Origin of the sequence: Streptomyces griseocarneus, from assembly GCF_014655595.1 — a bacterium.
GTDB lineage: Bacteria > Actinomycetota > Actinomycetes > Streptomycetales > Streptomycetaceae > Streptomyces > Streptomyces griseocarneus.
Map to the genome: position 1 here is coordinate 402,616 of NZ_BNBL01000006.1, position 13,349 is coordinate 415,964.

11 protein-coding genes are annotated in these 13,349 nt (G+C 73.7%); 7 read left to right on the plus strand and 4 right to left on the minus strand.

The window, feature by feature from the left end:
- Positions 1-63: 63 nt before the first annotated feature.
- Together IE295_RS18360 and IE295_RS18365 are read left to right on the plus strand one after the other, a co-directional pair.
- Positions 64-573: a gluconokinase gene (locus IE295_RS18360; protein ID WP_190064742.1), complete on the plus strand. Its 510-nt coding sequence runs from the start codon at positions 64-66 to the stop codon at positions 571-573.
- Between the two features lie 60 nt (positions 574-633).
- Positions 634-2,034, plus strand: a complete 1,401-nt coding sequence (locus tag IE295_RS18365) for a GntP family permease (RefSeq protein ID WP_190064743.1) — start codon at positions 634-636, stop codon at positions 2,032-2,034.
- Between the two features lie 114 nt (positions 2,035-2,148).
- Here the strand turns inward: IE295_RS18365 and IE295_RS18370 are convergent, their stop codons facing one another.
- A complete protein-coding gene (locus IE295_RS18370; RefSeq protein WP_190064744.1) occupies positions 2,149-3,657 on the minus strand; it encodes an FAD-dependent monooxygenase in 1,509 nt (502 codons plus the stop codon).
- 72 nt (positions 3,658-3,729) lie between these two features.
- Between IE295_RS18370 and IE295_RS18375 the strand changes: the two genes are divergently transcribed.
- A complete protein-coding gene (locus tag IE295_RS18375; RefSeq protein ID WP_190064745.1) occupies positions 3,730-4,371 on the plus strand; it encodes a TetR/AcrR family transcriptional regulator C-terminal domain-containing protein in 642 nt (213 codons plus the stop codon).
- On the opposite strand, the gene IE295_RS18380 is transcribed toward IE295_RS18375, so the two are convergent.
- From IE295_RS18380 to IE295_RS18395, 3 genes are all read right to left on the minus strand, one after another.
- Entirely contained in the window at positions 4,368-5,540 is a 1,173-nt protein-coding gene (locus IE295_RS18380) for an acyltransferase family protein (RefSeq protein WP_190064746.1), read from the minus strand. The two genes, IE295_RS18375 and IE295_RS18380, sit on opposite strands and share 4 nt — an antisense overlap.
- Before the next feature lie 114 nt (positions 5,541-5,654).
- Positions 5,655-7,034, minus strand: a complete 1,380-nt coding sequence (locus IE295_RS18390) for a polysialyltransferase family glycosyltransferase (protein WP_190064748.1) — start codon at positions 7,032-7,034, stop codon at positions 5,655-5,657.
- Complete coding sequence (locus IE295_RS18395; RefSeq protein ID WP_190064749.1) at positions 7,034-8,041, minus strand: glycosyltransferase family 2 protein; 1,008 nt, start codon at positions 8,039-8,041, stop codon at positions 7,034-7,036. Before IE295_RS18395 ends, IE295_RS18390 begins: the two co-directional genes overlap by 1 nt.
- A gap of 223 nt (positions 8,042-8,264) precedes the next feature.
- Here IE295_RS18395 and IE295_RS18400 point away from each other — a divergent pair, with 223 nt between their 5' ends.
- The 4 genes from IE295_RS18400 (at position 8,265) to IE295_RS18415 (ending at position 13,265) form a co-directional block, all read left to right on the plus strand.
- Positions 8,265-9,554, plus strand: a complete 1,290-nt coding sequence (locus IE295_RS18400; RefSeq protein WP_190064823.1) for a DUF6716 putative glycosyltransferase — start codon at positions 8,265-8,267, stop codon at positions 9,552-9,554.
- 38 nt (positions 9,555-9,592) lie between these two features.
- The gene (locus IE295_RS18405; RefSeq protein ID WP_190064750.1) at positions 9,593-10,933 is read left to right on the plus strand and encodes an acylneuraminate cytidylyltransferase; all 1,341 of its coding nucleotides are present in this window, start codon (positions 9,593-9,595) and stop codon (positions 10,931-10,933) included.
- 111 nt (positions 10,934-11,044) lie between these two features.
- Complete coding sequence (locus IE295_RS18410) at positions 11,045-11,989, plus strand: N-acetylneuraminate synthase family protein (RefSeq protein ID WP_224323111.1); 945 nt, start codon at positions 11,045-11,047, stop codon at positions 11,987-11,989.
- 124 nt (positions 11,990-12,113) lie between these two features.
- Positions 12,114-13,265, plus strand: coding sequence for a hypothetical protein (locus tag IE295_RS18415; RefSeq protein WP_190064825.1), 1,152 nt, complete (start codon positions 12,114-12,116; stop codon positions 13,263-13,265).
- The last annotated feature ends 84 nt before the right edge of the window (positions 13,266-13,349 follow it).

The following is a 13,349-nucleotide window of genomic DNA, read 5'->3' on the forward strand; positions in this document are numbered from 1 at the left end:
CGTCATACCCAATGAGCTTCAGTGAGGCCGGACGCCGATGTCGACGGAGACAGCGAGGAACGCATGACCGCCACCACCCCCCACCTCGTCGTGGTGATGGGCACCGCCGGTACGGGCAAGACCACGGTCGGGCCGCTGGTGGCTGCGGCGCTCGGCGTTCCGTACGCCGAGGGCGACGACTTCCACCCGGCCGCCAACATCGCCAAGATGTCGGCCGGCGTCCCGCTGGACGACGACGACCGCGCCCCCTGGCTCGACGCCGTCGGCGCGTGGGCCCGCGGCCGGGCCGGGTCGGGCGGCGTCGTCAGCTGCTCGGCGCTCAAGCGCGCGTACCGCGACCGGCTACGGGCCGCCGCGCCCGGGATCGTCTTCCTCCACCTCACCGGTGACCGGGAACTGATCGCCGCCCGGATGGCCGCCCGCCAGGGCCACTTCATGAGCGCCCGGCTGCTGGAGTCGCAGTTCGCCACCCTCGAGCCGCTCGAGGACGACGAGGCGGGCGTCGCCGTCGACGTCACGCCCGAGGCGGCCGTCATCGCCGAGCGGGCCGTCGCCGCGCTGCGGCGCCTCTGACGGCAGCCGTCCCCACTCGGCTCCCCCTACTCCCCCCACCCCACCTTCACAAGGAAGCCCGTGAGCACTCTCAGCGTCGAGATGCTGGCCGCGGCAGCACCCACCGCACCGATCACTTCGGCGGGTCACGCACAGCTCGGCATCGCCGTCCTCGTCGGCATCGCCGTCATCGTCCTCCTCATCACCCGCCTCAAACTGCACGCCTTCCTCTCCCTGACCATCGGCTCGCTCGTCCTCGGAGCCGTCGCGGGCGCGCCCATCGACAAGGTCATCGCCGGCTTCACGGCCGGGCTCGGCTCGACCGTCGCGGGCGTGGGCGTACTCATCGCCCTCGGCTCCATACTCGGCAAGCTCCTGGCCGACTCCGGGGGCGCCGACCAGATCGTCGACACGATCCTGGCCAGGGCGGGCACGCGCTCGATGCCGTGGGCGATCGTGCTGATCGCGGGCGTCATCGGCCTGCCGCTGTTCTTCGAGGTCGGGATCGTGCTGCTGATCCCGGTGGTGCTGCTGGTCGCCAAGCGGGGCGGGCACTCGCTCATGCGCATCGGCGTCCCGGCGCTGGCCGGACTGTCCGTGATGCACGGTCTGGTGCCGCCGCACCCCGGGCCGCTGGCCGCCATCGACGCCATCGGCGCGAACCTCGGCGTGACGCTGGCGCTGGGCGTGCTGGTCGCCGTGCCGACCGCCGTCATCGCCGGGCCGGTGTTCTCGCGCCTCGCCGCCCGGTGGGTGGACATCACACCGCCGGAGAAGCTCATTCCGCAGCGGCCCTCGGAGGAGCTCGAGCGGCGTCCGGGCTTCGCGGTCACCGTGGGAACCGTGCTGCTGCCGGTGGTGCTGATGCTGGCCAAGGCGCTCGTCGACATCGTGGTCGACGACCCGAAGAACCCCGTGCAGCGGGTCGCGGACGTCGTCGGCTCGCCGCTGATCGCCCTGCTCGCGGCCGTGCTCGTGGGGCTGTTCACGCTCGGCCGCGCCGCCGGCTTCGGGCGGGACCGGCTGGCCGGGACGGTGGAGAAGTCGCTCGTACCGATCGCGGGCATCCTGCTGATCGTCGGCGCGGGCGGCGGGTTCAAGCAGACGCTCATCGACGTCGGCGTCGGGCGGATGATCCTCGACGTCTCCAAGGACTGGTCCGTCTCCGCGCTGCTGCTCGCCTGGCTGATCGCGGTCGGCATCCGGCTGGCCACCGGGTCGGCGACGGTCGCGACGATCTCGGCCGCGGGGCTCGTCGCCCCGCTCGCCGCCGACATGAGTACGACCCACTCGGCGCTGCTGGTGCTGGCCGTCGGCGCGGGCTCGCTGTTCTTCTCGCACGTCAACGACGCGGGCTTCTGGATGGTGAAGGAGTACTTCGGGATGAGCGTCGGTCAGACGATCAAGACGTGGTCGCTGATGGAGACGGTGATCTCGGTGGTGGGGATCGTGTTCGTGCTCCTGCTGTCCGTGGTGTTGTAGGCCTCTGCCGATACGGGCGAGGCCCTCGATACAGAAGAGGCCGGGTGGGAGCGCTTCCGCGCCCCCGCCCGGCCTCCGTCGTCCCCCCTACGCCCCTACGCCGCCTACGCCCCCCTACGCCTCCGCCACCATCGCCACGTACGCCTCCACGTCCCGCGCGTCGTCCGTCGCCAGCCCCACGTACCCGTCCGGCCGGACCAGGAACAGCCCCGACCCGTACGCCGCCTTGGCGTGTCCGTCCGCGTCGAGCGGGCGGAACGTACGGATCCAGCCGGGCAGCTCCGGCAACGCGGTCGCCCCCTCCGTGAGGTCCAGCAGCGTGAAGTGCGGACCCCGGAAGACGTCGAACAGCCGCACCGGCGCACCCGAGGCGTCACGGCAGGGCGCGTCCGGGGCGCGGTCGCCGGCGCGCAGGGCGTCCTCGGCGACGTCCCGGCGCAGTTCGCGGCTCAGCGGGCCCTCGCGGTAGCCGAGGGTGAGCTGGTGGGTCTCCTTGCCGCGCCGCCAGCGGCCGCCGCCGTCGGCCCCCAGGTCGGCCTGGTGGACGCGGGTGCTCAGGCCCAGCACCTCGGCGGCGATTTGGGTGCGCTCGGCGTCGTAGGAGTCGAGCAGCGCGTCGGGCGCGCCCCGGCGCAGCACGGCCTCCAGCTTCCAGCCCAGGTTGTAGGCGTCCTGGACGCTGGTGTTGAGGCCCTGGCCGCCGGCCGGGGAGTGGACGTGCGCGGCGTCCCCGGCCAGGAGCACCCGGCCGGAGCGGAAGCGCTCGGCCATCGCCATGCGAGCCCGGTACGCGGAGGCCCAGCGCACCTCGCTCACCGTCAGGCGCAGGCCGGTGCGCGCGGAGACGAGGCGGCCGATGGCCTCAGGCGTGGCGTCGAGGTCCAGGTCGAGGTCCCGGCCGGTGTCGCCGAAGCCGGCGATGACCTGAACGGTCTCCACCTGCTCCAGCGGGCGGAGGGCGACCAGGCCGTCCTCCGCCTGCTGCCACATGTGCCAGTGGCCGCCGTCGATCTCCGCGCGGTCCGGTCCCTCGAGGAGGACGTCGGCGATCAGGACCGGGCGCGGGTCGATCTGCTCGCCGGTGAAGGGCACGCCGAGCGTCCTGCGGACCTCGCTGCGGCCGCCGTCGGCGGCGACGAGCCACTGCGCCCGTACGGTCTCCTCCGTGCCGTCGGCGTGGCGCAGGGTGCCGGTGACGCCGTCCGGGTCCTGGGTGAAGCCGGTGAGTTCGGTGCTGAAGTCCACGTGGCCGCCCAGCTCCTCGAGGCGGGCGCAGAGGATCTCCACCGTGCGCCACTGGGGCAGCATCCGGGTGTCGGGGTACGGGATGGCGGGCGAGTCGTCGGCCGATTCGGCGAGTTTCCAGCTCTCGGCGCGCTCGGCGCCGATCCAGCTCTGTATGGCCGGCACCGGGCCGCTGCCGGCCATGATCGCGTCCAGGACGCCGAGGTCGTCGAAGAGCTCGAGCGTGCGCGGCTGGATGCCGGTGCCGCGCGAGCCGGGGAAGCCGCGCTCGGAGCGGTCGACGATGCGGTGGGGTATGCCGCGCCGGGCGAGGTCGATGGCGAGGACGAGGCCGGTCGGGCCGGCGCCCGCAATCAGGATGTCGGTGTCCGTGGACATGGAGGGTCCCCCCTTAACGTCGTTAAGTTCGTTGTAGTCCCAGACTGAACTGAACGTTGTTAAGCTGTCAAGGTGGCACCTCGAATCGACCGGGCCCAAGTGGCCGACACCGCGCTCCGCCTGCTGAACGAAGTGGGCCTGGAGGGCCTCACCCTGCGCAGGATCGCCAAGGAGCTGAACGTCCAGGCTCCGGCCCTCTACTGGCACTTCGAGAACAAACAGGCCCTGCTCGACGAGATGGCCACCGAGATGTTCCGCCGCATGGCGGGCCCCATCGCCGCGACCGACCGCAGCTCGTGGCAGGCGTATCTGACCACCACCATGAAGGGGTTGCGGCGCTTCCTGCTCGGCTACCGCGACGGCGGCAAGGTCTTCGGGGGTACGCGCTTCACCGACAGCGGCTACGCCGGCCCGGTCGAGGGCATCATGCGCGTGCTGGTGGACGCGGGGTTCACGCCGCGCGCCGCCGCCCGCGCCCTGTTCACCCTGAACACCTACACCATGGGCTACGTGATCGAGGAGCAGTCCGTCTACCCCGAGCCCGGCGGGGAGCGCGATCCCGCCTACGACCTGGAGGACCGCACCCTGAGGATGGAGGGCTACCCGCTCGCCGCCGAGGCGGGGTACGAGTTCTTCGCGGACCTCGACCGCGGCTTCGAGGACGGTCTGCGGGCCATCGTCGCCGGCATCGAGGCGACCCTGCTCAAGCCTTAACGACTGGCCCGCTGACGACCGGCCGGCTGACGACCGGCCGGCGAGCCGAGCATCCTGCGCAGCACCGGCGTCAGCCGGCGCTCCACCCAGCGGTGCAGCACCCACGCCAGCACCAGCATCGCCAGCAGCGTCAGCCCGAACGCCGCGTACGACGGCAGCCCCAGGCCCCGGTGCAGCCCGCCGATCACCACCCAGCCCAGGTGCTCGTGCACCAGGTAGAAGGGGTACGTCAGCGCCCCCGCGAACGGCAGCCACCGCCACCGCGCCCAGCGCGTGCCGCCCAGGGCCACCGCCGCCACGGCCGCGTAGCCCAGGGCGAGGACGGCGATGATGACGTAGGGGGAGCGGTAGGAGAAGTAGTGCGGGTTCGGCGGGTGCCACAGGCCCGCCACCGCGTAGTGCTGGCCCAGCAGGAAGCTCACGGCCACGATGCCCCAGGCCACGGCGTCATGGCCGAAGCGGTGGAGCAGGTACAGGCCGATGCCGCCGATGAAGAACATGGAGTGCTCCGGCATGAACACCACGCGCAGGAACTCCACATGCGACGCCGTCGTGACGACCGTCATCAGCGTCCACACCGCGCAGAACAGCACCACCCGCCGTCGCGTCGCCCCCGGCAGCACCACGAACAGCGCGAACAGCGCGTAGAAGCGCACCTCCGCCCACAGCGTCCAGCACACCCCCAGCACCCGGTCGGCTCCGGCCGGCTGCTGCAGCATGGTCAGGTTGACCAGCACGTCGCTCGCCGACACCGGCTTGTACGGCACCCACGGCAGCGCGAAGACGAGGGTGACGAGCACGATCGCCGCCCAGTAGGCGGGGTAGAGGCGGGCGGCGCGGGAGGCGAAGAACGAGCGCAGCGGGCGCCCCCAGCCGCTCATGCAGATGACGAAGCCGCTGATGACGAAGAAGATCTGCACGCCCAGGCAGCCGTAGGCGAAGGCCGCCGACAGGTGCGGGAACTCATGGCGCGGCGAGGCCCCCCACGCCCGGCTGACGTCGCCGTCCCGCCCGCCGTAGTGGTAGAGCGCCACCATCAGCGCGGCGACCAGCCGCAGCCCGTCCAGGGCGTACAGCCGCCCGCCGGAGCCCTTCCGCCCGGCCGCCGCCTCGGGGGCTTTTCGCTGTTCCGGGGGCCGTGCGGTGCTCGGGGCCTGGACCGTCGTCATGCGGAAGTCGCCATTTCTATAAGGGCGTCGTAGCCGAGGGTGTCGTGACCATGGGTGTCGTAGCCAAGGGCATTGCAGCCATGGGCGTCGTAACCATGGGGGAAGCCGGCGTCGTCATGCGGAGGCCGTCGCCTTCTTGCGCTTGAGCAGCCGCCTGCGCACCGCCAGCGCCCGGCGGGCCACCTTGCGGACGGTGGGATGGCGCGGCAGGAAGGCGAGTTGGGTGGGGACCGCGCCGGGCAGTGCCAGCGAGGTCAGGCGGCGGCGCTTGAAGTAGCGCCGGGTACGGGCGTCCAGGTGCGCGGCCAGATAGCGCTCGGCGGCGGGGCGCAGACCGGGGTGGATGCGGGGCTGCATCGCGTAGCCGACGGCGGCCAGCAGGGCCTCGAGCCGCTCGGGGCTGTCGGGCGCGCGGCCGCCGGGGCCGTCGTCGGGGCCGTCCTCGAGGCCGGGCAGCAGCGCGTCCACGATGGTCACCGGCACGCGGTTGCTGTTCTCGTACGGGGCGAGCCGCTCCAGCAGCAGGTCCGTGCCCGCGCGGGCGACGGGCAGCCCGTAGAAGGTGTGCGCGGTGAGCAGCGCGGTGGAGAAGCAGGCGACGACCAGCGCGGGCCGCAGCCGCTGGTAGACCACCTCCGCCAGGACGGGCGCCTCCAGCACGGTCAGGGCCGCGCCGAGCCGGTCCGCCTCCTCCTCCAGCAGCCGTGACCAGCGGGCGGGGGCCGAGGGGTGCGGCTTGAAGAGCAGCGTCCGGTGGCCGCGGCCCACCGCCCCGCGCAGCATGCGCACGTGCAGGCGTTCCTCCTCCTCGGGGGTGAGGATGTCCAGCGCCGAGAGGTACTGGCCGAGCAGCAGGGCGGCGCCCTCGGGGGCGTCGGGCAGGCCGGTGGCGGTCGCGTCGGAGAGCTCGGCCAGGACCTTGGTGAAGACCTCGCCCGGCACGATCTCCGGTTCCACCCCGAACTCCGTGAGCAGCAGGGGCTTCAGGCCCGGTACCAGGTCCAGGTGGAGCAGGCGGCGCACCCGGGTGCCGATCAGCGGGTCGAGCCTGCTGCGCGTGGGGCCGTAGCTCATCAGGCCGTCGGCGTAGACGTCCAGGGGCGCGTCGGGGAACAGCTGGGCGAGGGCGAGGGCGGGGTTGACCTGGAGGGATTCCAGGACGATCTCGACGTCGTCGGTGCCGAGCCCCCACAGCAGCCGCAGGTGCCGCTCCCACAGGGGCGCGTCGTCCGGGCGCGGGGACCAGCCGGAGGGGTGGAAGGGGCTGATGGTCTCGTTCCAGGACAGCACCCCGTCGAAGCGGGTGCGCAGCCGTTCGAAGCCGGGGGCCTCGTCGAAGGCGGGGGTGGTCTCGGGGACGGCGGCGGTGTTGGCGACGATCAGCAGCCGGCGGCCGGCGGCGGGGAAGAACCCGGCGTCGAGGGCGGCGGCCAGGGTGGCGGCGCCGTAGAGCGTCGAGGCCATGAAGAGCTGGGTGCGGGCGGGCGCGGGCATCAGGCGGCCACCTCCGGCGCGGCGGGCGCCGTCCTGGGCGCCGGGGTCACGGCCGCCCGGCGGCGCAGCCGGCGCAGGCGGGCGGCGCGGTCCTCGTCCATGGAATCGAGGGCGTCCCAGAGGAGTTCCGGGGGCATGCGTTTCATGGCGGCCGCGCTCATCGAACGCAGTTTTGCGGCGACCGCCGGTTCGAATCGTTCGATGGAGCCGAGGTGGTGCGAAATAATCGCGCAGTACGTACGAACGGCCTTCGGGAGGAGTTTTTCCGCATCCGGGTCGCGGGCCGTTTCCGCCAATACGGTGTCGAACGCGCGAATGAAATCCAGCTGCCGTACGTCGCCGATCTGGGTGAGCGATGTGGCGACCCCGCGCCGGTAGAAGACGCCGAGCAGTCCGGAGACCGCGAACGACCGCGCCTCGCGGTGCAGCCGCCAGATCCACGGCCGGTCCTCGGCGGTGCGCAGGCCGGGCACGAAGTGCAGCAGGCCCGCGTCGAGGAGCCGCCGGTGGTAGATCCCGGCCCAGGCGTAGGGGTAGTCGACGGAGGTGGAGCGGCCGGCGGGCAGTATGGCGTCGCGCGGGCGGAGCGCGACCCCGCGGCGGCCGACGGGCACCCGGTGGACAGTCCGGTTCCGGCCCGTGCACTGCACGTGGTCGGTCCGCACGAAGTCGACGTCCAGTTCCTCGGCGGTGCGCAGCAGCCGCTCGTAGTGGCCGGGGGCCAGCCAGTCGTCGCCGTCGAGGAAGGTGACGTACTCCCCGCGCGCCGCGTCCAGCCCGGTGTTGCGGGCGGTGGCCAGCCCTCCGTTCGTGCCGTGGCGCAGGAGCACGGCTCCGGGCAGGTCCCGCGCGGCGCGCTCCAGCACCTCCGGCGTGCCGTCCGTCGAACAATCGTCGACGAGAATGAATTCGAAGTCCTCGCGCGCGTTCGCGCGCAGACTTCTCAGTGTGTCGGGGGCATATGTCTGCACGTTGAAGAACGGCACGACGACGGAGAGCTTGACCACGCGCGTGACGCTATGTGCTGCCCCGGCATTCGTTCTGACGCAGAGCGCAAGCCCAGGTGAACGAAGCGCGGCGGATTTGTGAACCACCCCGTGCCGTCAACCGATTCGCCGACCGTCGGTGTGCTGTTTACCGGCTGTTGAAGTCCCGTTGGGCAACGAAACGGAATGGATTTCTATCGTCGGCGATGTGCACTCACCTACCGATTCCCCGCTCAGGATCGCGGTGCTCGCCGACTCCGACACCCGGTGGAAATGGGGGGCGCTCACCGCGCACCGGATCGCCCCCGGCGGCCGGCTCGACGGCTTCCTGCTGCGCGGCCGCGCGACCCCCACCGTCCGCCAGCTCGCCGAGGTCGGCGTCCGCGCGGACGCGCTGCGCGAGGTCACCGGCGCGGAGTTCACCGCCGCGGCCGGCCGGGACCGGTACGACGTGCTCGTGCTCTCCTGCGTCGGGGGCGCCGTCCAGGCCCTGCTGCACGGCCTCGCCCACGCCTGGGGGCCCGCCCCCGCCCGCCCGGTCGTCGTCACCGGCTACGTCGGCGTCGTCTACGAGAAGCTCGCCGACGGCCTGCTGCTGCGGCACGGCGCGGACGTGGTCCTCGCCAACTCCCGCCACGACGCGGAGCGGTTCCGCGCCGTGTACGCCGGAGCGGGCGCCCCCGCGCACAGCGTCACCGAGTGCGCGCTGCCGTTCCTCGGCGGCGAGCCGTACGCCGGTCCCGCCCAAGACCGCCCGTACACCGTGGTGTTCGCCGCGCAGCCGTCCGTGCCCGACGGCCGCGCCGACCGGACGTACCTGCTCGAACGCGCCGCCCGCCACGCCCGCCTGCACCCCGGCCGGCAGGTGCTGATCAAGCTCCGCAGCAAGCCCGGCGAGCACACCACCCACATCGAGGAACACCCCTACCAGAAGCTCGCCGCCCGGCTCCCCGGCGGAATGCCCGCCAACTGCCGCCTGGTCTACGGGCACATGGGCGAGGTCCTCGACACCGCCGACCTGCTGGTGACGGTCAGCTCCACGGCCGCCCTCGAGTCCCTCCACCGCGCGATCCCCACCGCCGTCCTCACCGACCTCGGCGTCCGCGAGGCGCTCGGCAACCACCACTTCCTCGGCTCCGGCTGCCTCGTCTCCTGGGACGAGCTCGACGCCGGCCGCCTGCCCGGGCCCGACCCCGCCTGGACGGCCCGGCAGGGCGTCGCGCCCGACGGCTCGTACGCCCACGCCTTCGACGCCGCCCGCGAACGCGTCGCCGACCTCGCCGCCCGCCCCGCCCTGCCCCCGCTCGCCCCCTACTACACCGCCCGCACCGCCCCCGGCTACCTCCCCGCCGTCCTCGCCCGCTACGGCTTCGACCCCCAGGGGCACCCCCTGCCGGGCCGCGCCGCCCCCGGGCGCGAGGAGAGCGCGCTGCGCCGCGCCACGCGCGGGGCCCTGCGGGACGCGGCGCGCGGCGCCTACCGGCACGGGGTGCAGCGCGTGGCGCCCGTCATCCGCCGGCTGGGGGAGCTGTGACGCCCCCGCCGGCCACCCGACCCACCAAGGAGCACACGATGTCCGCCCCACCGGCCGTCCTGGCCGTCATCCCCGCACGCGGCGGATCCAAGGGCGTGCCCTCCAAGAACCTCGCCGCCGTCGGGGGAGTGCCGCTCGTCGCCCGCGCGGTCCGCGAGTGCCGGGCCTCCCGCCTGGTCACCGACGTCGTCGTCTCCACGGACGACGCCGCCATCGCGGACGCCGCCCAGGCCGCGGGCGCGGCCGTCGTCCGCCGCCCGGCCGCCATCGCCGGGGACACCGCCACCAGCGAGGCGGCGGTGCTGCACGCCATGGACGCCTACGAGGCCCTGGCCGGCCGCCCGGTCGGGGTGGTCCTGCTGGTGCAGTGCACCAGCCCGTTCCTCACCCGCGAGGACGTCGACGGCGTGGCGGCGGCCGTCGTCGAGGAGGGCGCGGACAGCGCCCTGACCGTGGCCCCCTTCCACGGCTTCGTCTGGCGGGAGGAGGAACGGGAGGAAGAACGGGAGGAAGAACGGGAGGAGGACGAGGACGCGACGGCCCGGCCCGTCACCGTCCCCGCCCAGGCCGCCGCGCCCGGCGACGGCCGCCCCGCGCCCGCCGGGGCCCGCGGCGTCAACCACGACAAGGCCCACCGCCCCCGCCGCCAGGACCGCCCCCAGGACCTGCTGGAGACCGGCGCCGCCTACGCCATGCGCGCCGACGGCTTCCGGGCCGCCGGCCACCGCTTCTTCGGCCGGACCGAGCTCGTACGCACCGAGGCCGCCCGCATCCTGGAGATCGACGACCCGCACGACCTCGACCGCGCCCGCGCGCTCGCCCCGCTCCTCGACGCCGGCGGCCCCACCGCCCTGCCCACCCGGGACGACGTCGACGCCGTCGTCCTCGACTTCGACGGCACCCAGACCGACGACCGCGTCCTCATCGACGCCGACGGACGCGAACTCGTCGCCGTCCACCGCGGCGACGGACTCGGCGTCGCCGCGCTGCGCCGGGCCGGGCTGGAGCTGCTGATCCTGTCCACCGAGACCAACCCCGTCGTCGCCGCCCGCGGCCGCAAGCTCGGCGTCCCCGTCATCCACGGCAGCGAGCGCAAGGACGCCGCCCTCAAGCAGTGGTGCGGCGAACGCGGCATCGACCCCCAGCGGGTGCTCTACGCCGGCAACGACGTCAACGACCTGCCCTGCTTCGGCCTCGTCGGCTGGCCCGTGGCCGTCGCCGACGCGCACGGCCCCGTACGCGCCGCCGCGCGCGCCGTGACCGCCGCTCCCGGCGGCGCCGGCGCCGTCCGCGAGATCGCCTCCTGGCTGCTGGGCGCGGCCCTCGACGGCGGCCTCAGCGATGCCGGCACCGGCGCCGCCCCGCGCCTCACCCCGTAAGACCCCGGCCCCACGACCGGCCTTGCCGGCCCCACGACCCGACCCTCGCCCCACGCCCCTTCCCCGCACCCCTTCCCCCGCACCCTCCCTCCCGTGAAGGAAAGCCACCTCATGATCTCCGCCCCGCGCAGCGGCACCCGCACCCGCACCCGTGTCCTCGGCGACCGGCCCGTCGGCCCCGGCCACCCCGTCTACGTCACCGGTGAGATCGGCATCAACCACAACGGCGACCTCGAGAACGCCTTCGCCCTCATCGACGCCGCCGCCGACGCCGGCTGCGACGCCGTGAAGTTCCAGAAGCGCACCCCCGAGGTCTGCACCCCGCGCGACCAGTGGGACCTCGAGCGCGACACGCCGTGGGGCCGCATGACGTACATCGACTACCGCCACCGCGTGGAGTTCGGCGAGGAGGAGTACCGCCGCATCGACGACCACTGCCGCGAGCGCGGCATCGCCTGGTTCGCCTCCCCCTGGGACACCGAGTCCGTCGCCTTCCTGGAGAAGTTCGACGTGCCCGCGCACAAGGTCGCCTCGGCCTCCCTCACCGACGACGAGCTGCTGCGCGCCCTGCGGGCCACCGGCCGCACGGTGATCCTCTCCACCGGCATGTCCACCCCGCAGCAGATCCGGCACGCCGTCGAGGTGCTCGGCAGCGAGAACATCGTGCTCTGCCACGCCACCTCCACCTACCCGGCCAAGGCCGCCGAGCTCAACCTGCGGGTGATCAACACCCTGCAGGCCGAGTACCCCAACGTGCCCATCGGCTACTCCGGCCACGAGACGGGCCTGCAGACCACCCTCGCCGCCGTCGCGCTCGGCGCCGCCTTCGTCGAGCGGCACATCACCCTCGACCGGGCCATGTGGGGCTCCGACCAGGCCGCCTCGGTCGAGCCCGGCGGGCTGCAGCGGCTCGTGCGCGACATCCGGGTGGTCGAGGAGTCGCTGGGAGACGGCGTCAAGCGGGTCTACGACAGCGAGCTGGGCCCGATGCGCAAGCTGCGCCGGGTGCCCGGCGTCGTCGCCGAGGCGGGCGACCGCGAACCCGTAGCGGTCTGACGGGCGCCCGGTGACCACGCCCGAGGGGCCGGCGCCCGGCCAGGCCCCCGAGGAGGGGGCCGCGTCCCGCGGCCGCGCACGCCGCCTCAGGGGCCCCCGGCGCGCCGGGGGCAGCGCCCCCACGCTGGCCTTCGTCGAAAGCCCCGTCCAGCTGCTGAACGTCCTCGAATGGGCGTACCGCGCGGGCCGCTACGCCCTTCCCGGCGGCCCTTCCGGCGGCTCTCCCGGCGCCCCTCCCGGCGACGCGCGCCCGCTGCGCGACGGCGTGCCGCGCCAGCCCGGGCGGCGGGACATCACCCCCCTGGCCGGTGACCTCCTCGTCGTCGTCCTCGCCCCGCACGACCCCACGACCCGCGGCCAGCTGCGCCGGATGGCCGAACTGGCCCGGGACCAGGGCCACCGGGTCCGCTGGGAGGAGGCCCGGGGCGGTCCGGGGGCGCCCTTCGCCACGGTCGGCTCGCTCGCCGGGCCGCTGCGCCGGGCGCGCCGGGTGGTCATCGGGGACCCGTTCTCGCGGTACGTACAGCTGCTGCTGACCCTCACCCGGGCCCGGGAGCTGGTGGTGGTGGACGACGGCACCGCCACCATGGAGTTCGTCTCCCAACTCGCGCGGGGCGAACGCCTCGTGCGCTGGCACCGGCCCCGGAGCGCCGGCGGACTGGGGGCGCGCGAGCTGCTTCTCGCGCCAGTGTCCGCTTCAGCGCGCCGGAAGCTGACCCCGAACAACCGCCGATCGGTGGAGGTCTTCACCTCCATGCCGGTGGAACCGCCACCCGGAGTGACCGTCACGGCAAACGACTTCGCGTGGACCCGGGCCACCTACGGCCCGCCCCGGCTCACGCGCGGCACCGACCTCGTGGGCACCTCACTCGTCGAGACCGGCGTCGTGGACCCCGAGCGCTACCTGGAGGCCGTGGCCGCCCTGGCCCGCGCCCACGGCGCCACCCGCTACTTCGCGCACCGCCGCGAGCACCCCGACAAGCTGCGCCGCATAGCCTCCGGCCTGGGCCTTGAGGTCGTACGCCCCGAGCTGCCGCTGGAGCTGGTCGCCCGCCGGGGCCCCATCGGACGCACCGTCGTGAGCTTCCCCTCCACCGTCGTGCACACCCTGCCGCTGGCCCTGGCGGGCACGGGCGTGAGCGTCGCGGTGTGCGACATCGACCCCGCCTGGCTCACCGAACACGCCTCGCCCCGTGCTGAGGACTTCCTGTCCGGAGTGACCGGCACCGCGCGCGATGTGCGTCGGTTGCCCTACGCATCCGCGTCTACGACCTAGGCCGTAAATACAGGTCATACCCCTCGACGGACCCATCCATGCGGCTGAACTTTTCTTGATTGAGGGACAGTTGCCCCATTCGGG